Annotated in this window: 17 protein-coding genes; 4 read left to right on the forward strand and 13 right to left on the reverse strand. The window is 67.2% G+C overall.

Going from position 1 to position 18,864, the window contains the following annotated elements; genetic code table 11:
* Positions 1-60: 60 nt before the first annotated feature.
* The 7 genes from ACN20X_RS00095 to ACN20X_RS00125 all read right to left on the reverse strand — a co-directional run bounded on the left by ACN20X_RS00095 (position 61) and on the right by ACN20X_RS00125 (position 7,722).
* The gene (locus ACN20X_RS00095; protein WP_473210154.1) at positions 61-849 is read right to left on the reverse strand and encodes an enoyl-CoA hydratase/isomerase family protein; all 789 of its coding nucleotides are present in this window, start codon (positions 847-849) and stop codon (positions 61-63) included.
* Positions 850-856: 7 nt separating this feature from the next.
* Complete coding sequence (locus ACN20X_RS00100; RefSeq protein WP_473210155.1) at positions 857-2,692, reverse strand: AMP-dependent synthetase/ligase; 1,836 nt, start codon at positions 2,690-2,692, stop codon at positions 857-859.
* Between the two features lie 145 nt (positions 2,693-2,837).
* The gene (locus ACN20X_RS00105; RefSeq protein ID WP_016447277.1) at positions 2,838-3,656 is read right to left on the reverse strand and encodes an ABC transporter ATP-binding protein; all 819 of its coding nucleotides are present in this window, start codon (positions 3,654-3,656) and stop codon (positions 2,838-2,840) included.
* Between the two features lie 25 nt (positions 3,657-3,681).
* On the reverse strand, positions 3,682-4,863 hold the full coding sequence (locus ACN20X_RS00110) for an ABC transporter substrate-binding protein (protein WP_016447278.1): 1,182 nt from the start codon (positions 4,861-4,863) through the stop codon (positions 3,682-3,684).
* A gap of 36 nt (positions 4,864-4,899) precedes the next feature.
* Positions 4,900-5,937: a branched-chain amino acid ABC transporter permease gene (locus ACN20X_RS00115; RefSeq protein WP_034365427.1), complete on the reverse strand. Its 1,038-nt coding sequence runs from the start codon at positions 5,935-5,937 to the stop codon at positions 4,900-4,902.
* 22 nt (positions 5,938-5,959) lie between these two features.
* The gene (locus ACN20X_RS00120; protein ID WP_017406956.1) at positions 5,960-6,841 is read right to left on the reverse strand and encodes a branched-chain amino acid ABC transporter permease; all 882 of its coding nucleotides are present in this window, start codon (positions 6,839-6,841) and stop codon (positions 5,960-5,962) included.
* Positions 6,838-7,722 (reverse strand): ABC transporter ATP-binding protein, encoded by an 885-nt coding sequence (locus tag ACN20X_RS00125; RefSeq protein ID WP_047217533.1) that lies wholly within the window; start codon positions 7,720-7,722, stop codon positions 6,838-6,840. Before ACN20X_RS00125 ends, ACN20X_RS00120 begins: the two co-directional genes overlap by 4 nt.
* A 130-nt stretch (positions 7,723-7,852) precedes the next feature.
* Between ACN20X_RS00125 and ACN20X_RS00130 the strand changes: the two genes are divergently transcribed.
* Positions 7,853-8,596 (forward strand): TetR/AcrR family transcriptional regulator, encoded by a 744-nt coding sequence (locus ACN20X_RS00130; protein ID WP_016452290.1) that lies wholly within the window; start codon positions 7,853-7,855, stop codon positions 8,594-8,596.
* A gap of 200 nt (positions 8,597-8,796) precedes the next feature.
* On the opposite strand, the gene ACN20X_RS00135 is transcribed toward ACN20X_RS00130, so the two are convergent.
* Genes ACN20X_RS00135 through ACN20X_RS00145 form a run of 3 tightly spaced genes read right to left on the reverse strand, consistent with a single transcriptional unit; the run spans position 8,797 to position 11,090 of the window.
* Positions 8,797-10,422, reverse strand: a complete 1,626-nt coding sequence (locus ACN20X_RS00135; protein ID WP_016447283.1) for an ATP-binding protein — start codon at positions 10,420-10,422, stop codon at positions 8,797-8,799.
* A 14-nt stretch (positions 10,423-10,436) separates the two neighbouring features.
* Positions 10,437-10,874: a Cu(I)-responsive transcriptional regulator gene (cueR, locus tag ACN20X_RS00140; protein WP_046985949.1), complete on the reverse strand. Its 438-nt coding sequence runs from the start codon at positions 10,872-10,874 to the stop codon at positions 10,437-10,439.
* A 21-nt stretch (positions 10,875-10,895) separates the two neighbouring features.
* Positions 10,896-11,090, reverse strand: coding sequence for a heavy-metal-associated domain-containing protein (locus ACN20X_RS00145; protein WP_012201975.1), 195 nt, complete (start codon positions 11,088-11,090; stop codon positions 10,896-10,898).
* 300 nt (positions 11,091-11,390) lie between these two features.
* Between ACN20X_RS00145 and ACN20X_RS00150 the strand changes: the two genes are divergently transcribed.
* Positions 11,391-13,094, forward strand: a complete 1,704-nt coding sequence (locus tag ACN20X_RS00150; protein WP_043789504.1) for a methyl-accepting chemotaxis protein — start codon at positions 11,391-11,393, stop codon at positions 13,092-13,094.
* 105 nt (positions 13,095-13,199) lie between these two features.
* Here ACN20X_RS00150 and ACN20X_RS00155 read toward each other — a convergent pair whose 3' ends face one another.
* The 3 genes from ACN20X_RS00155 to ACN20X_RS00165 all read right to left on the reverse strand — a co-directional run bounded on the left by ACN20X_RS00155 (position 13,200) and on the right by ACN20X_RS00165 (position 15,897).
* Positions 13,200-14,318, reverse strand: coding sequence for an alkene reductase (locus tag ACN20X_RS00155; protein WP_034368550.1), 1,119 nt, complete (start codon positions 14,316-14,318; stop codon positions 13,200-13,202).
* A gap of 287 nt (positions 14,319-14,605) precedes the next feature.
* A complete protein-coding gene (gene gstA, locus ACN20X_RS00160; protein ID WP_013799958.1) occupies positions 14,606-15,214 on the reverse strand; it encodes a glutathione transferase GstA in 609 nt (202 codons plus the stop codon).
* Between the two features lie 95 nt (positions 15,215-15,309).
* Positions 15,310-15,897 carry an NADPH-dependent FMN reductase gene (locus ACN20X_RS00165; RefSeq protein WP_473210156.1) on the reverse strand — a complete coding sequence of 196 codons (588 nt, stop codon included), beginning with the start codon at positions 15,895-15,897 and terminating at the stop codon, positions 15,310-15,312.
* 302 nt (positions 15,898-16,199) lie between these two features.
* On the opposite strand from ACN20X_RS00165, the gene mnmG reads away from it, so the two are divergent.
* On the forward strand, positions 16,200-18,179 hold the full coding sequence (gene mnmG, locus ACN20X_RS00170; protein ID WP_473210157.1) for a tRNA uridine-5-carboxymethylaminomethyl(34) synthesis enzyme MnmG: 1,980 nt from the start codon (positions 16,200-16,202) through the stop codon (positions 18,177-18,179).
* The gene (rsmG, locus tag ACN20X_RS00175; RefSeq protein WP_034368555.1) at positions 18,176-18,838 is read left to right on the forward strand and encodes a 16S rRNA (guanine(527)-N(7))-methyltransferase RsmG; all 663 of its coding nucleotides are present in this window, start codon (positions 18,176-18,178) and stop codon (positions 18,836-18,838) included. Before mnmG ends, rsmG begins: the two co-directional genes overlap by 4 nt.
* Positions 18,839-18,864 lie beyond the last annotated feature (26 nt).

Below are 18,864 nucleotides of genomic sequence, written 5' to 3' on the forward strand. Positions count from 1 at the left end.
TGCGCAGCCACCTCGGTGTCAGGCATGGATGGTCCCCTGCCCGCCGATCCTCACAGGCCCTTACCGGCCTTCGAATTGCGGCGCCTGCTTGGCGTGGAACGCCGCAATGCCGCGCGGCAGGTCGGCCGTGCGCGCACAGGCATCGAAGGCGCAGGCCTCGGCCGCCAGCTGGTCGCGCAGGCTGCGGTCCAGGCCCGCGCGCATGAGGCGGCGCATATGGCCCAGCGCCACCGTGGGGCCGGTGGCCAGGCGCTGGGCCAGCTGCTGCACGGCGGCGTCGAGTTCGGCGGGCGGCAGGACGCGGTTGATCAGGCTCAGGCGCTGCGCTTGGGCGCAGTCCAGGGTCTCGCCCAGCATGGCGATCTCCAGCGCGTTGCGCAGGCCCACGATGCGCGGCAGCGCCCAGGAGGCTCCCACGTCGCAGCTGGCGCCCAGGTTGATGTAGGCCAGGTTGAAGCGTGTGCCCTCGGCCGCGTAGACGAAGTCGGCCTGCAGCATCAGCGACAGGCCTGCGCCTGCCGCCGCGCCATGCACCTTGGCGATGACGGGCGCATCGAGCTGGCCCAGCAGCGCCACGGCCTCGTTGAGCGGCGCCAGCAGCTCGGCCGCGCCGCGCACGGGGTCGGCGGCCAGCGTGTCCAGGTCACCGCCCGCCATGAAGGCGCGGCCCGCGCCTTCCAGCACCACGCAGCGCAGCGCGCGGTCCTGGGCCAGGGCGCGCACGGCGTCGCGCAGCGCCAGTGCCATGGGCACGTCGATGGCATTGAGGGCGGCGGGGCGGTGGAAGGTCAGCGTGGCGATGGCGCCTTCGCGCTGCAGCCGCAGCGGGGTGTCTTGCGTATCGGTCATGGGAGGCTCAGTGGTACAGGGCGTCGATTTCGGCGGCGTAGGTCTTGTAGATGGAAGAACGGCGCACCTTCATCGTGGCCGTGACTTCGCCGTCGTCGTGGTCCAGCTCCTTGGTGAGCAGATGGAAGCGCCGCACATGCGAGACCTGGGCCAGGCGCGCATTGCCCTGCGCGATCTCGGCCTCGATGAGCGCGCGCACCTCGGGCATCTCGGCCAGGGAGCGGAAATGCGTGAAGGCAATGCGCCGCGCCTGGGCCCATTGGCCCACGGTCTCGTAGTCGATCTGCACCAGCGCGCCCACGAACTTGCGGCCCTCGGCCACGACGATGCACTCCTTGATGAAGGGGCTGGCCTTCATGGTGTTCTCGATCTCCGAGGGCGTGAGGTTCTTGCCGCCGGCGGTGATCATGATGTCCTTGAGGCGGTCCACGATGCGCAGCTGGCCGCCCTGCACGCACACCACGTCGCCCGTGTGCAGCCAGCCGTCCTGGATGCTTTGCGCCGTGGCCTCGGGGTTCTTGTAGTAGCCCGCGAAGACCATGTCGCCCTTGATCTGCAGTTCGCCGCTGTCGTCACCCTCGTGGCCCGCGCTGCTGCCGAGGCTGGCAATGCGCCATTGCACGCCTTCGGTGGCCACGCCCACGCTGCCCACGGCCACGTCATCCAGGCGGTGGCCGGTAACCATTCCCGTGGATTCGGTCAGCCCGTAGACCTCGATCAGCGGCACGCCCAGCGTGCGGAAAAAACGCACCACGTCGGGTGGTATGGGCGCGGCGCCCGTGAGCGCCACGCGCACCTGGCGCAGGCCGATGAAGTTCTGCAGTGCGCGCAGCACGCTCCAGTAGCTGGCGGCCCAGGTGAGGTGTTCGGCCAGGCTCCACTGCCTGCGGGGCTTTTCGGCCAGCGGCGCGCAGGCCGCCATGGCACGCCGGTAGAGCGTGCGGCGCAGCGGCCCGGTCTCCTGCATCTTGATGCTGATGGCCGCATGCAGCTTTTCCCAGATGCGTGGCACGCCCAGGAACATGTTGGGCGCGACTTCGCGCAGGTCTTCCTGCACCGTGCGGATGGACTCGCCGAAGTGCACCTGTGAGCCCAGGTAGACCGGCACGAAGCTGGTCAGCATCTGCTCGGCCACGTGGCACAGCGGCAGGTAGGACAGGTGGCGCGTGTCGCCATCCAGCCCCAGCCGCTCGGCAATGCCGGGCACCACGCCGCGGATGTTGCGGTAGGTGATCATGGCGCCCTTGGGCTTGCCGGTGGAGCCCGAGGTGTAGATCATCAGCCCCACGTCATCCAGCGTCTGGCGTGCCAGCGCCTGTTCGATGGGGGCGCGGCTGGCGGCCTGGGCGCCCAGGCGCTCGACCTCGTCGAAGGTGGTGATCAGGGCGCGCAGCTCGGGCGCAAGGCTGCGCAGGCCCTTGGTCTCCATGACGATGATTTTCTGCAGCTGCGGCAGCTCGGGCAGGGCGGCCAGCAGCTTGTCGGTCTGCTCCTGGTCCTCGCACACCATGATGGCGATGTCCGCGTGTCCGGCCACGTAGGCTACCTCGGGCGTGGGACTGGTGGGGTAGACGCCCACGGTGATGGCGCCGATCAGGCCCGCGCCCATCTGGGCCAGCACCCACTCGATGCGGTTCTCGGAGATCACGCCCATGTGGCCGCCTGGCGGCAGGCCCAGCTGCGCCAGGCCCAGCCCGAAGTGGCTGGCACGCTCGTGGTAGCGCGCCCAGCTGGTGGGCTTCCAGATGCCGAAGTCCTTTTGCCGTATGGCCACGCGCTGGGCATCGCTGCGCGCGCGTTCGGCCAGCATCTGGGGCAGGGTGAGTTCGGGAAGGTTCTTCATATCAATGACCCATCGCGCTGCCTGTGACACTGGCGTGCCCCCACACGGGAGCACCGAGGAAGGGCCGCCCCGCACCGAGGGTGCTGTCCCCCTCCCTCGCGAAGCGGGAGAGAGGGGGAAGGCGCGAAGCGACTCAGGGGGTGCTTCATGACAACCAGCGCTTGCGGCGCTTGTAGTGCTTCAGGTCGCGAAAGCTTTTTGCCTCGCCGCCACCACCCATGCCCAGGTAGAACTCGCGCACGTCGGCATCCTGGGCCAGGCGTTCGGCCGGGCCGTCGATGACGATCTTGCCGTTCTCCATGATGTAGCCGCTGTGCGCCACGGCCAGGGCCACGGTGGCGTTCTGCTCGACCAGCAGCATGGAGGTGCCGCGCTCGGCATTGATGCGCGCGATGATGGTGAAGATGTCCTCCACCAGCTTCGGCGCCAGGCCCAGCGAGGGCTCGTCCAGCAGCATGAGCTGGGGCTCGGCGATCAGCGCGCGGCCAATGGCCAGCATCTGCTGCTCGCCGCCCGACAGGTAGCCGGCCAGGCCTTTGCGTCGCTCATGCAGGCGCGGGAAGTAGCTGTAGACCAGGTCGAAGTCGGGCTTGACTTGATGGCGGCCCGTGAGCGCGTAGGTCGCGGCCACGAGGTTTTCCTCCACCGTGAGGTCCTCGAACACGCGCCGGCCCTCCATCACATGCGACAGCCCCAGGCGCACCAGCTGCTGGGGCGCGTACTGCGCGGTGGACTGGCCGTTGTAGCGCACGCTGCCGCTGGCCAGCAGGCCGTCCTCCAGCGCCAGCAGCCCCGAGACGGCCTTGAGCGTGGTGCTCTTGCCCGCGCCGTTGCTGCCCAGCAGGGCCACGATCTGGCCGCGCGGCACGGCCAGCGACAGGCCCCGCAGGGCCTGCACGACCTTGTTGTAGATGACCTCGATGTTGTTGATTTCGAGGACCTTGTCCGTGGGCTGCTCGGTCATGTGCGGGCGTCTGTTCGGACGACAGTCAAAGTGCGATCCAGTCAGAGGCGGGCAGCATCTTCTGCGCCTTCATATCTGCCTTGTAGACGCGGCCCACGGGAATCGAATTGCCCTTGATGGTGATGGGCACGCCGATCAGTCCGCCCGTGTCGAAGTCCTTGATGGAGTTGAGCGCTGCCTTGAGGTTGGGGCCGGTGAGCGGCTTGCCCGCGTCCAGGCAGCGCCTGGCCGATTCCACGAACAGCATGGCCGCCAGAAAGCCCTGGATATAGGCCGTGCTCTGGTATTCGGGGCGCAGCGCGCGGATCTTGTCCAGCATGGGCGCCTTGGCCGAGGTGTCGTAGTAGTAGCGGTAGGGCATGACGCCCATGAAGCCGTCGCCGGCCTCGCCCATCTTCATGACGGTGGAGCTGTCCATGGTCCAGAAGGTGCCCATCCATCGGCTGGTCATGCCCATCTGCTTGCCCTGCTGGATGAACTCGGGAATGGGCGCGAGGATGTAGCCGTGGAAGATGGTGTAGTCGGGCGCGGCGCGGCGCAGCTTGATGACTTCGGTGGACACGTCCACGCTGCCGGGCGGCGTCATCAGCTTGGCCACCATGTTCAGGCCCAGCTTCTTGGCGGCCGCTTCGCTGGCCTCGATGGGGTCGCGGCCGAATTCGGAGTCGGAGTAGACGAAGGCCACCTTGGCGCCCGGCTTTTCCTTGGCGATGTGCTTGAGCAGGATGCCGAACATCTCCGTGTAGTCGGGCCCCACGAGGAACTGGTTCGGGTACTTGGCCGGGTTGTTGAGCTCGGTGGCGAAGGAGGCGCCCGCCATGAGGATGGCGCCGTTGCGGTCCAGCTCCGGGTTGATGGTCTTGGAAAAGCCCGTGGAGTCGCCGTAGTAGAGGTTGACCTTGTTCTGGCTGGTGATCTTCTTGAACGCGGCCACCGAGACATCGACCTTGTAGCCCGTGTCCTCGGGCACGTAGCGGACCTTGCGGCCCTTGATGCCGCCGGCCTCGTTGACGATCTTCACGTAGTCGCCCATGCCGGCATTGATGCCCACGCCCGCGAAGGCGAACACGCCCGTCATGGGGATGGAGCCGCCGATCACGATGTCTTCGCCGCCAGCCTGGGCGCGTGCGGCCAGCGGCGCGGCCAGGCTGGCGCCGGCCGCCAGCAGCAGGCTGCGGCGGCGCGAGGAAGTCGGGTGTTGCTGCATGCTTGTCTCCTTTTGCTTGTCGTGCGCGGCGCCGCCTCAATTGCGGAAGGGCCACAGGTGGAAGAAGCGGCGCAGGCGCCGCCACATTTGTGCGAGCCCCTGCGGCTCGAAGACCAGAAAGACGATGATCAGCAGCCCGAACACCATGGTGCGCACGGGCGACAGGAAGACGGTGAGCTCGGAGCCGCCGGGCAGCAGGTCCACGATGAGCTTGAGCAGCTCCGGCACCATGGTCATGAAGACCGCGCCCAGGATGGAGCCCAGGATGGAGCCCATGCCGCCGACGATGATGGCCGCGAGAAAGAAGATGGACATCAAGAGGGGAAAGCTCTCGGGCGTGACCACGCGGAAGAAGTACGCCCACAGCCCGCCCGCCACGCCCGCGTAGAACGAGGACAGCCCGAACGACAGCAGCTTGTAGCGCAGCAGCGGTATGCCCAGCACCTCGGCCGAGATGTCGCGGTCGCGGATGGCGATGAAGGCGCGGCCTGTGCGTGTGCGAAACAGGTTGGCCGCGCCCAGCAGCATCAGCAGCGTGACCGGCACGATCACCCAGTACAGCCGGAACGACGTATCCAGCGCCACGCCGAACACCGTGGCCGGCTGCAGCGTCAGGCCGGCCGTGCCGCCCGTGAGCCTGAGGTTGGCGAACAGGAAGTGCGCGATGAACGAGGCCGCGATGGTGGCAATCGCCAGGTACAGGCCCTTGACGCGCAGCGAGGGCAGGCCCACCACGATGCCGCCCAGCATGGCCACGAAGCCGCCCGCCAGCAGGTTGAACAGCACGGGCGTGCCCCAGCGCGCCTGCACGATGGCCACCGTATAGGCGCCCAGGCCCATGAAGGCGGCCTGGCCCAGGCTCACCAGGCCCGTGTAGCCCGTGAGGATGTTCAGCCCCGTGGCGCTGGCCACGTTGATGCTGACCAGGCAGGCCAGGTACAGCCAGTAGTCGCTGGCCATGAAGGGGAACAGCAGCAGCAGCGCGCCGGCCACGGCCAGCCAGATGCGTTGCGTGCGGGAGTCGAACAGCGCCGCGTCGGCGATGTAGCTTTCCTTGAGGGTGCCTATGCGCATGCTGCCGTCCTTGCGAAACTGTCTAGAGCCGCTCGATCTCGTGCGTGCCGAACAGGCCGTAGGGCCTGAGCATCAGCACCACGACCAGCACGATGAAGGTGGCCAGCAGCTTGTATTCGCCGCCCAGGTAGGCGCCGGCCAGCGCCTCCACCAGGCCGATGAACAGGCCGCCGACCAGGGCGCCCAGCACGCTGTCCAGCCCGCCCACGATGACGACCACCAGCACCGACAGGCCGAACACGCCCATGCTCGACGAGATGCCGCCGATGGAGCCGACGATGATTCCCGACACGGCGGCGATCATGGCCGACACCGCCCACGCCAGCGAGAACACGCGCGGCACATTGATGCCCACCGAATAGGCCGCTGCCTGGTCGCTGGCCGTCGCACGCAGGGCCACGCCGCCGCGCCAGTAGCGGAACACCAGCAGCACGGCCGCGATGAAGACCACGGCCACGGCTGCGCCCCAGGCCACCTTGGGCGCGAGAAAGGCCTCGCCGATCATCACGGGCTGCGTGGGCATGAACTCGGGCAGGCGGCGCTGGTCGGCCGTCCAGATCAGCTCCACCAGGCCCACCAGCACCGAGGCCAGGCCCACGGTGACCATGAACACCGAGATCGGCGGCTCGCCCAGCAGCGGCCGGATCATCGTGCGCTCGATCAGCGCGCCCAGCAGCCCCGTGCCCAGCACGGCGGCGGGAATGGCCAGCCACAGCGGCAGCGCGAACATGGCCGCGAAGGTGAAGAACAGGTAGGCGCCCACCATCAGCAGCTCGCCGATGGCGATGTTGACCACGCGCGTGGCCTTGTAGACCACCACGAAGGCCAGCGCGGCCAGCGCATACAGGCCGCCGCCGGCCAGGCCCGTGAGGGCGATCTCGAACAGGTAGGCCCAGTCCATCATGCGGCCCTCTGTGCCATGGCGGGCAGGTGCTCGGTGGACGCTGGCCGTTCGGCTGCGCCGCGCAGCCGCTGGCGCAGCTCGCCCACGTCGCCCGCGCCCAGGTAGGCCCGGTTCACCTCGGGATCGGCCTGCACAAGGGCGGGCGTGCCCTGGGCGATGACCTGGCCGAAGTTGAGCACCACCACATGGTCGGACAGGTCCATGACCATGCCCATGTCGTGCTCCACCATGAGCACGGTCACGCCCCATTCGGCGCGCACGTCGAGGATGAAGCGCGCCATGTCCTCGGTCTCCTCGCGGTTCATGCCGGCCACGGGCTCGTCCAGCATCAGGATGCGCGGCTGCATGGCCAGGGCGCGCGCCATCTCCACGCGCTTTTGCAGCCCGTACGACAGGGCGGCCACGGGCGCATGACGGATGTGGTCTATCTCCAGGAAATCGATGATGCGCTCCTCGATGTCGCGGCGCAGCTCGGCCTCTTCGCGGCGAGCGCGGCCCAGGTAGAGCAGGGCGTCGAGCACGTTGGTGCGCAGGTGGGCGTGGCGGCCCAGCTTGATGTTGTCCAGCACCGTCATGCCCCGGAACAGCGCAATGTTCTGGAAGCTGCGCCCCAGGCCCAGCCGCGCACGGCGCGGCGCCGGCATGCGCGTGATGTCTTCGCCCTGGAAGCGGATGGAGCCGCCCGTGGGCCGGTAAAAGCCCGAGATGGTGTTGAACAGCGACGTCTTGCCCGCGCCGTTGGGGCCGATCACCGCCGTGATCGAGCCGGGCTGCACATCGAAGCCCACGCCCGACAGCGCCTTCACGCCGCCAAAGGCGAGCGTGACGCCATCGACCTGCAGCAAGGGGGCGGGCGGGCCGCCGTCGGGGTGTGTCTCCATGGCTGTCTCGTGCGTTGGTTCGTCGAGCCGGGCAGGAGCCTACTGATGCGTAGGCTGTTTACTTTGGAGTAGATTCTGGTTGTCGCCCACCGCATGCAGCATCGGTGATTTCCCCGGTGCACCCGCCGCCATGAAGCCATCGAGCCCTGAAACCAAGACCCGACCCAGCCCCGGAACCCGCGCCCGCAAAGGCCGTGCGGCGCCCGCCGTGGACTCGCCCTGGAGCGGCACGCCCGACCGCGAGCAGCAGCGCGAGGCCAAGCGCCAGGCCGTGCTGCAGGCCGCCGCGCAGCTGTTCAACGAGCGCGGCTTCTCCGCCACCTCGCTGGACGACATCGCCGCGCGGCTGGGCGTGAGCAAGCCCACGCTGTACTACTACGTCAAGAACAAGGACGAGATCCTGCTGCAGTGCGTGAACCAGGGCCTGGCCATGACGCTGGAAGGCATCGAGGCCTCGCGCCGCGCAGGTGGCCAAGCCGTGGACCAGCTGCGCGCCTGCATGCAGGTCTATGCGCGCATCGTCACCATGGACTTCGGCATGTGCCTGATCCGTGTCGGCGACGAACAGGTCCCCCCCGACAGCCGCCGCGAACTGCGCCGCCAGAAGGCCGCCATAGACCAGGCCTTCCGGCGCCTGGTGGCCGCCGGCGTGCAGGAGGGCTCCCTGGCCCCCTGCGACCCCAAGATGACCGCCTTCGTGATTGCCGGCGCGCTCAGCTGGATAGGCCGCTGGTACCAGCCCGGCGGCCAGTACTCGGCCGAGGAAGTGGCGCAGCAGTGCATTGATACCTTGATGGGGGGGGTGTTGCGCAGGGCGGAGCCTGCTCGGCGCGCGGCCTCCGCAAAGCGCGCGGCAAACCCTTCCAAGGATTGAGCCGAAGCCGCACATGCCCGCAGAGCTTTGGTTCTATAGAGGTGTTTCCAAGAGCCTAAAAGAGCCTCCGGCAATTTTGGGGCGCTTTATAAGTCGTTGTGGTTAAACAGTTTTTCGCACTCTCTAAAAGAGGCTAAAGAACTTGGCATCTTTTGGACTCATAGACCGGTCTTGATGCCACGGCCCAAACGCTGCAGATATCAATCCGACAAATGCCATCGTGCCCAACGGCGCGCACCCATCAGCTGGAGGCGCCCCTCATTGCGCAGCTCTTTCAGCAAATCCTGAACGGCACTCATTGGCAAGGACGGCAGCACCTGCCGCAGTTCGGCCAGCGCAGCGCCATGCTCTCTGTGCTTTGTGAGGTGTTTGAGCAGCAGCGCCTTGTTGGTCTCTCTGTCCAGGCCGCGTTGCCGGGTATGCGTTCCTTTGGCGCCCAAAGACGCATACAAGGCCTCGGACAGGATGTAGCGCGTCCCTTTGCCTCGACCTATGGATTCCACCGCTCCCGCCGCCAGCAGGCCTGCAAGGCGTTCCCTCAAAGGGGCAGACAGCGGCTTTTCCTGTTGCAGGCATTCCAGCGCGAGGTAGTCCAATGTCGAGAAGCTGCTCAGCTTCTCTTCGCCGAGGTGCTCCATGAAGCGTACGAAGGCCGGGTTGCGCACCCCACCTTCCAGGGTCAGCCGTACTTCGTGGGCGGATGTTCCCGCAAGGCTGGGCAGGGGCTTGCCTTGTCGCACGGCGCTTTCCACCATCAGGTTCAGGCCTTGACCAGAGCGCTCGATCAAGCCGCAGCGGGCGAGGGCTTCGGCGAGTCTGCGATTGCGCGGATTCTGTTGATCAATGATGTTCTCGGGCGTGATTCCGGGAGGCAGCCCTCCCGGGCTGATCACCTCCAGCCGCTTGGAAAATTGCCTGACGAAAATCGAGCCACCCAAGCGATAGTCCCGATGGGCAACCGCGTTCAGGAGCGCTTCCCGGACCGGAACCTCGGCAAATGTCGGCAGGTCCATGCGGAAAAAGTCGTCCTGGTAGCTTTGGCGGTCATTGCGCAAGTTGATCTTTTTCCAGAGCGCGTCCTGCCACGCAAAAAAGCCCTCTCGAAATTCCTCGCGATCGGCAGCCGGTCCTGCAGCTTCGGACGACCGGTATTCAAATACCAGCTCCGCCTGGGCCAACCATCTTGTCAGAGCCGCTCTTTTGCCGAACAGGATGAGCGCGGCATAGCTCACCTGATTGCCTTCTACGAGCAACTCTGCATCCCGCAAGGTCTGTTCGTCGCCCAGTTCGCGTCTGCGAGGGGTATTGCCTTTGCGAGCCCAGCGCTCCCGGAACAATGCAATGGATGACGGCTCCAGATCCTCCAGCGTGGCCCCTGGGCATGGCTGTGCCGAGAAGTCGGGGCCGGTTTCATCGAAGATGGCCCGCAGTTCTTGCGCGCTCATTGCCGCCAGATCATCGCCGGCCCGTTTGAGAAAGCTGCCGTCGATCTGCCATGCCGTGCCGGGCAGCCGGGAGGGCACACGCACAACCAGCACACGGCCTTGCGGCAGGCGCAGTTCCTCAACAGGGATACGGTGGCCCAGTCTCTGGTGCAATCCGGCCTCGGTGCGGCCCGGGTCTTCGAACGCCTGCGTACCTACGATGAGGCGAGGTCGTTTGTCGGTCACACCCAGCACGATGGCGCCGCCGCCTTCGTTGGCCAGGGCTACGCAGTACTTGAGCAGTTTTTCAAAGTCATAGCGCTGCTTGGCTTCCTTGAACTCAAGCCGCTGACCTTCAGGCTCAAGCAACCATTGGTGAAGCTGGGTGGGCGTGGTGAGCATGCCCACAGCTTAAATTAAGCGCCGCTTCCCACTGTGTCGGGCGCTGCCAGATCATCCAATATCGGGCAGTCCGGCCGGTCGTCGCCGTGGCAGCAGTGCACCAGGGTCTTGAGCGTGCGCTGCATGGCCTGCATGGCGGCGATGCGCTCGGTCAGTGCGTCGATGTGGCGCTGGGCGATGTCCTTGACCTGGCTGCTGGCACGGCTCTTGTCCTGCCACAGGCCCAGCAAGGTGGCGATCTCGTCCATGGAGAAACCGAGGTCGCGGGCGCGGCGGATGAAGCGCAGGGCGTGCACATCGGACTCGGCGTACTGGCGGTAGCCGCCGTCCGTGCGGTGCATGGGCGGCAGCAGGCCCTGGGCTTCGTAGTGGCGCACCATGCGCGCCGAGACACCGGCGCGGCGCGCGGCCTCGCCGATGGAGACGGGCCAGTGCTGTGCTTGGGCGGACATGGTGCGTGTCACTCCGGGGACTCAGGCGACCTTGTAGCCTTCTTCGGCGATGGCCGCGCCCAGCGCCTCGCGGCTGGCGCTGCTGTCGACTTCCACGCGCTGGGCTGCGCGATCGATTTTTACCTGGGCCTGGTCATCCACGCCCTGCACGGCCTGGGTGACGGCGCGTTCGCAGTGGCCGCAGGTCATGCCCTGCACGGTGAAAACATGTTGCATTTCTAGCTCCTGGTTGGGGCGCGCCGAAGTGGCGCAAGCCATGGACGGCATGTTGAACCCTGACACCATGGCAAGGTCAAGCGCCTGGCTGGGCAAGGGTTGATTTGGCCCAACTCGATGTGAGTCGGCCGGCTCAATGATCCGCTGCAATGGCCGATAGATCGAAAAGAGCCGTGAATATGCAAAAACCGTCATAGACCATTGGCGATCATCTGACAAACTGCAACAATTTGTATTTACGTTGGCGCTATGCATTTGGAGACCGTGCGTGCGCCCTGACTGACAGAGAGGAAAACGGTCATGAACTTGTTGGGAATGATGCGGGCTTTCACGATCCGCACGCGGATGCTGGGTGCCATCGCCATGGTGCTGGTGCTGCTGGGTCTGCTGGGCGGAGCCGGGATGCTGGGCATGTTCCGCATCCATGGCATGAGTCAGCAGTTCATGCATACCTCGTACGCCAAGATGGGCTACATGGTGGAGTTGCGCGCCGAGCTGGGCGCGGTGCGCGCCCATGAAAAGGACATGATCATCCAGTACGAGCGTGCCGACGAGGTGCGCAAGGCCCACGGGCAGTGGCTGGCGGCCATCGAGCGCGTCAAGGCCGTGGCGGGGCGTTTTCTGAAGGACGAGGACCCTGCCGACGATGCCATCGTCAGCGGCATCTCCGATCGTGTGGACCGCTATCGCCAGCAGTTCGAGCACATTGCGCGCCAGCTGGAGGCCGGTGGCTACGACACGGCCACCACGGCCAACCGCATGAGCGGCAAGGCCATGGCCGAGGTGGCCGAGGTCGAAAAGCTCATCGCCCAGCTCGACCAGCTGCTGCGCCAGCAGGTCGATGCCATGGCCGCCGAGGAGCAGGGCGTGGCCGAGCAGACGCAGTGGATCTTCGTCGCCGCCGTGGTGCTCACGGTGCTGGTGGTGGTGCCGCTGACGCTGATGAACATGCTGTCCATCTGCCGCCCCCTGGTGCAGGCGCGCCAGACGGCGCTGACCATCGCCCAGGGCGACCTGTCGCAGAGCGTGAAGGTGGAGGGCAAGGACGAGGTGGCCGACCTGCAGCGCGCGCTGGACCAGATGCAGCAGAGCCTGGGCTCCATGGTGACCCAGGTGCGCGATGCCAGCGGCAACATCGCCACGGCCAGCCAGGAGATCGCCACGGGCAACCAGGACCTGTCCTCGCGCACAGAGCAGACGGCCAGCAATGTGCAGGAGACCGTGGCCTCGCTGTCCCAGCTCACGGCCACGGTGCAGCAGACGGCATCGTCCTCGCAGCTGGCCAACCAGCTGGCGGCCTCTGCCTCGACCACGGCCACGCGCGGTGGCGACGTGGTGGCCCAGGCCGTGGTGAGCATGCAGGAGATCACGACCTCCAGCCGCAAGATCGGCGACATCATCGGCCTGATCGACTCCATCGCCTTCCAGACCAACATCCTGGCGCTGAACGCCGCCGTGGAAGCGGCGCGCGCCGGCGAGCAGGGCCGCGGCTTTGCCGTGGTGGCGGCCGAGGTGCGATCCCTGGCCCAGCGCTCGGCCCAGGCGGCCAGCGAGATCAAGGCGCTGATCCAGACCAGCGTGCAGGCCGTGGACGTGGGCGTGCGCCAGGTGGAGGATGCTGGCAAGACCATGAAGGAGATCGTGGACAGCGTGCAGCGCGTGGGCGACATCATTGGCGAGATCACGGCGGCTTCCAGCGAGCAGTCGGGCGGCATCGGCCAGGTCAACCAGGCCGTGGGCGACATCGACCGCATGACGCAGCAGAACGCAGCCCTGGTCGAGGAATCAGCCGCCGCTGCCGAGTCGCTGCGCGAGCAGGCCGCGCGCCTGGCGCAGGTGGTGGGCCAGTTCCGCATTGCCGGTGCGGCCGTGGCATCCTTGGGCTCGCATGCTTCCTACGGCCGTCCCTCCCAGGGCCAGCCCAGCCTGGCACCGGCCGCAGGCCGCGCCTCGCTGGCCTCTGGCCGTGACACGCGCGAGACCCAGCTGCTGGAACACGCCTGAGATAGCGGACGCAGGGACAGGGGCCCGGCCCCTGTTCCACATGAATCGTCTGGATAAAAAAAGCGGAGTGCGATGCACTCCGCTTTTTGTTTGTGCGGCCGCCAATCAGGCCTGGCGCGCGAACGGGTAGTCGATATAGCCCTCTGCGCCGCCGCCGTAGAACAGGCTGGAGTTCCAGGGGTTCAGCGGCAGGTCGTCGTGCAGGCGGTGGACCAGGTCGGGATTGGAGATGAAGGCCTTGCCGAAGGCCACGATATCGGCGTGGCCGCTTTCCACGGCGCGCAGGGCCATGTCGCGGTCATAGCCGTTGTTGACCATCCAGGCGCCCTGGCCACCGGCCTGGCGGTAGGCGGATTTGAGGGCCGCGTAGTCGAAGGGCCGGTCCGGCAATTCACGCGGGCCACCGGTGGAGCCTTCGATGATGTGGATGTAGGCCAGGCCCAGCGGCGCCAGCTGGCGCACCACGTATTCGAACAGCGGCTGGGGATCGGCATCGGCGATGTCGTTGGCCGGCGTCACGGGCGACAGGCGTATGCCCACGCGGCCGCCGCCCACGGCATCGGCGGCGGCGCGCGTGCATTCGAGCAGCAGGCGGGCGCGGTTCTCGATGCTGCCGCCGTAGTCGTCATCGCGCTGGTTGGCACCGGTCTTGAGGAACTGGTCCAGCAGGTAGCCGTTGGCGCCGTGCAGCTCCACGCCGTCGAAACCGGCCGTCTCCACGGCATTGCGCGCGGCCACGGCGAAGCTGTGGACGATGGCGGGAAGCTCCTGCTGGGCGAGCGCGCGCGGCGCGGAGGTGGGCACGAACTGGCCCTTGCCCGAGTCCTCGTCGATCACATAGGTCTTGGATCTGGCCGCCACCGGGGACGGTCCCACGGGCGCCTGGCCTTCGGGCTGCAGCGAGGTGTGCGAGACCCGGCCCACATGCCACAGCTGGGTGACGATGCGCCCGCCCTCCTTGTGCACGGCGTCGGTCACGCGCTTCCAGCCGTCGAGCTGCTCGCTGCCGTACAGGCCCGGCACATGGGCATAGCCCTGGCCTTGGTGGCTGATGGCCGTGCCTTCGCTGATCAGCAGGCCGGCGCTGGCGCGCTGGGCGTAGTAGGTGACCATGATGTCGTTGGGCAGGGCCTGGGGTGCGCGGTTGCGCGTCAGCGGCGCCATGGCGATGCGGTTGGGCAGGCGCAGTTCGCCAGCCTGTATGGGTTCGAACAGAGAGGTCATGCAACGGGGCTTTCTGTGCGTGAAGCAAAAGCGCCGCCCGTGCGGGCGGCGCGGCGTACGGCACAGATTACGCCCATGGAATCAATCGTGCAGGTCAGGGATTTGCGCGCTGTCGTGCAGGCGACGCCCGCATGCCGCATGGCCCGGCAGATGCGCGCGGCACCCGCCGAGGTGCAGCCGCGCATCCGCAGGCGCCAGGCCTGCGCCGCAGGCACCAAAGACAAAGGGCCGGCCGGTTCCACACCAGCCGGCCCCGTCAGGCCTTGAGCGCAGCAGCGCGGCGCTGCTTACTTGAGCAGGCCTTCGGCCTTCATCGCGGCCTGCACGGCAGGGCGGGCCAGCACGCGCTCGCGGTAGGCCAGGAGGTTGGTCAGCTCGGAGATGTCCACGCCCACGAACTGGGCCCAGCCCGTCACGGTGAACAGGTAGGCGTCGGCCACGGTGAACTGCTCGCCCATCAGGTAGTCGCGGCCATTGAGCTCGCCGTCCACCCACTTGAGGCGGTCCAGCACGCGCTGGCGCACCACGGGCTTGTAGTCGTCGGGCGTGGCGGGGTTGAACAGGGGACCGAAGCCCTTGTGCAGCTCGGTGCCGATGAAGTTCAGCCACTCCTGCAGGTGGTAGCGGGCCATGGTGCCGTTGGCCGGGGCCAGCTTCTTCTCGGGGACCAGATCGGCCAGGTACTGGACGATGGCCGGGCCTTCATGCAGCGTGTCGCCGTCGTCGAGCACGAGGAAGGGAACATAGCCCAGCGGGTTGATGCCGTAGTAGTCCGTGCCGTCCTGCAGCTTGTGCGTCTTGGTGCTGGCCAGGACCGGCTCGTAGGCCAGGCCTGCCTCGTGCAGGACGATGTGGGGAGACAGAGAGCAGGCGCCAGGGCTGTAGTAGAGCTTCATGGTGGATGGCTTCCGATCAGGGTAAGAAAGACAAGCGCCCATGCTAACCCCATGTGGCGGGGCTGCGCATGATGGGACCGCGCTGGCGCCAGGGTTCAGGCCGACAGGCGCTGTGCAGCCCAGAGCACCTGTTCCAGCACGGCCTTCATGCCCTGCTGGTCCTGGGATCGCTGCAGGCGGCCGGCGTCGTCGAATGCCTGGCCTGCCTGGCCCACGGCGTGGCTCACGGGGGCCAGCCAGCACTGCAGGTTCAGCAGCAGCGGCGCCAGGTGCGACTGGGCGCGCAGGCCGCCCAGGCCGCCGGGCGAGGCGCTGGCCATGCCCACGACCTTGCCGCGAAAGGGCAGGGTGCCATCGGACCAGACCGGATCACCGGCCACGGGGCTGGAAGCCCAGTCGATGGCGTTCTTGAGCAGGGCAGGGTAGCTGCCGTTGTACTCGGGCGAGCAGATCAGCCAGGCCGGGTGGCTGTGCAGCGCGACCTTGAAGCGCAGCACGTCAGGCGGCGTGCCGCTGGCCTCCAGGTCGGCGTTGTACATGGGGATGTCGAAATCCGACAGCTCCAGCAGCGTGGGCTGGGCGCCCAGTTCACGGGCCATGTCGGCGGCGGCGGCGGCCAGGCGCCGGTTGTGCGATTGTTGGCGGGTACTGCCCGCGAAGATGAGGATCTGCATGGCCGCCATTGCATCACAGGCCCTGCACATGTTTCTTGCAAGCGGGCCGCCCTGCGGGCGGCGGCGCGCAGCATCCTGCGGAGAATGCGGCCGCCCGCCGCACTGTTTCACGTGGAACACCGGCGCAGTGCCGGCCCGGTGGCAGGGCCGGCCGACCCCTTGCAAGGCACTGGTGCGGCAAAGGTGGGAAAATCGCGGGTTCCCCGCTGGGTTCCCCTCGCTACATGAACGAGGGCCACCTGCCATGAGCGCCGGAGCGTGAGTGCTCCGTGTCGGGGGCTTGGGCCGGGCAGGCCCCCGGAGTGATAAGCATGTTGTACCCACAGGAATTTGATGTGATCGTGGTCGGTGGCGGCCACGCCGGCACCGAGGCCGCGCTGGCTGCTGCGCGCATGGGCTGCAGGACGCTGCTGCTGAGCCACAACATCGAGACCCTGGGCCAGATGAGCTGCAATCCCAGCATCGGCGGGATCGGCAAGGGCCATCTGGTCAAGGAAGTGGATGCGCTGGGCGGCGCCATGGCGCTGGCCACCGATATCGGCGGCATACAGTTCCGCATCCTCAACAGCTCCAAGGGCCCGGCCGTGCGTGCCACGCGCGCCCAGGCCGACCGCATTCTCTACAAGGCCGCCATCCGCGACATGCTGGAGAACCAGCCCAACCTGTGGCTGTTCCAGCAGGCGGTGGACGACCTCATGGTCGAAGGCGACCGCGTGGTGGGCGCCGTCACGCAGGTCGGCGTGCGCTTTCGCAGCCGCACCGTGGTGCTCACGGCGGGTACCTTCCTGGACGGCAAGATCCACGTGGGCCTGAACAACTACGCGGCAGGCCGCGCGGGCGACCCGCCGGCCGTCAGCCTGTCGTCGCGGCTCAAGGAGCTGCAGCTGCCCCAGGGGCGCCTGAAGACCGGCACGCCGCCGCGCCTGGATGGCCGCAGCATCGATTTCTCGCAGTGCGAGGAGCAGCCCGGCGACGGCATGCCCGGTGGTGTCAACGAAGGCGTGCTGCCCGTGTTCAGCTTCATCGGCAATGCGGCCATGCACCCGCGCCAGATGCCCTGCTGGATCACCCACACCAACGAGCGCACGCACGACACCATCCGCAGCGGCTTTGACCGCAGCCCCATGTTCACGGGCAAGATCGAGGGCGTGGGCCCGCGCTACTGCCCCAGCGTCGAGGACAAGATCAACCGCTTTGCCGACAAGGAAAGCCACCAGATCTTCCTGGAGCCCGAAGGCCTGACCACCAACGAGTTCTATCCCAACGGCATCTCCACCAGCCTGCCCTTCGACATCCAGTACGAACTGGTGCGCAGCATGAAGGGGCTGGAGAACGCGCACATCCTGCGTCCCGGCTACGCCATCGAGTACGACTACTTCGATCCGCGCTCGCTCAAGAGCAGCTTCGAGACGCGCCAGATCCAGGGCCTGTTCTTCGCGGGCCAGATCAACGGCACGACCGGCTACGAGGAAGCGGCGGCCCAGGGCCTGTTCGCAGGCCTCAACGCCGCGCTGCAGTGCCGCGGCCAGGAAGCCTGGCTGCCGCGCCGCGACGAGGCCTACCTGGGCGTGCTGGTCGATGACCTGATCACCAAGGGCGTGACCGAGCCCTACCGCATGTTCACCAGCCGCGCCGAGTTCCGTCTGCAGCTGCGCGAGGACAACGCCGACATGCGCCTGACCGAGGCCGGCCGCGCCATGGGCCTGGTGGACGATGCGCGCTGGGATGCCTTCAGCCGCAAGCGCGATGCTGTTTCACGTGAAACAGAGCGCCTGAAGTCCACCTGGGTCAATCCGCGCATCGTCGCGCCCGAGGAATCGGAGCGGGTGCTGGGCAAGTCCATCGAGCGTGAATACAACCTCTTCGACCTGCTGCGCCGCCCCGATGTGGGCTACGGCAAGCTGATGAGCCTGAACGAAGGCCGCTATGCCTCGGCCGATGTGCAGCCCGAGGTGCTGGGCGATCTCAGCGCCTCCGTCGTCGAGCAGGTGGAGATCGCGGCCAAGTACGCAGGCTACATCGACCGCCAGAAGGACGAGGTGCAGCGCGCCGCCCACTTCGAGAACCTGCGCCTGCCGGCCGAGCTGGACTATATGCAGGTGCCGGCCCTGTCCTTCGAGGTGCGCCAGTCGCTGCAAAAGCACAGGCCCGAGACGCTGGGCCAGGCATCGCGCATGTCGGGCGTGACGCCAGCGGCGATCTCCCTGCTCATGGTGCACCTGAAGAAGGGGGGCTTCCGCGGCTTTGCCCCTGATGTGACAGACGCGAAGGGCGAGGAGGCATCCGCATGAGCCAGGAACTGCGCGCTCCTCTCGAGGCCGGCCTGCGGGCGCTGGGCCTGGAGCTTTCCCCTGCCCAGGTCGATACGCTGATGGAATTCCAGGCCCTGCTGGGCAAGTGGAACAAGGTCTACAACCTCACGGCAGTGCGTGATCCGCAGGAAATGCTGACCCATCACCTGCTCGACAGCCTGGCCGCCGTGCCGCCCCTGCAGCGCCACCTGGCCCAGATGCCTGCGCGCGCAAGGCGCACCGCCATGCTGGACGTGGGGTCGGGCGGCGGCCTGCCCGGCGTGGTCTTTGCCGTCTGCTGCCCGCAGATCGACGTGCACTGCGTGGACACGGTGGGCAAGAAGGCGGCCTTCATCCAGCAGGCGGCGGCCACTCTGCGCCTGCCCAACCTGCGCGGCATCCACAGCCGCGTGGAGCAGCTGACCACGCGCTATCCGCTGATCAGCTGCCGTGCCTTTGCCTCGCTGGCGGACTTCACCAGCTGGTCGCACCAGTCGCTGGAGGAGGGCGGCACATGGCTGGCCATGAAGGGCAAGCACCCCGACGAGGAAATCGCCGCGCTGCCTGCCGACGTGCAGGTGTTTCACGTGGAACCATTGAAGGTGCCGGGCCTGGATGCCGAGCGCTGCATCCTCTGGCTGCGCACTGCTGCAGCCTGATTTTTTTACCGAATAGCACACTGCCG

Source organism: Delftia sp. PX-1 (assembly GCF_055797465.1).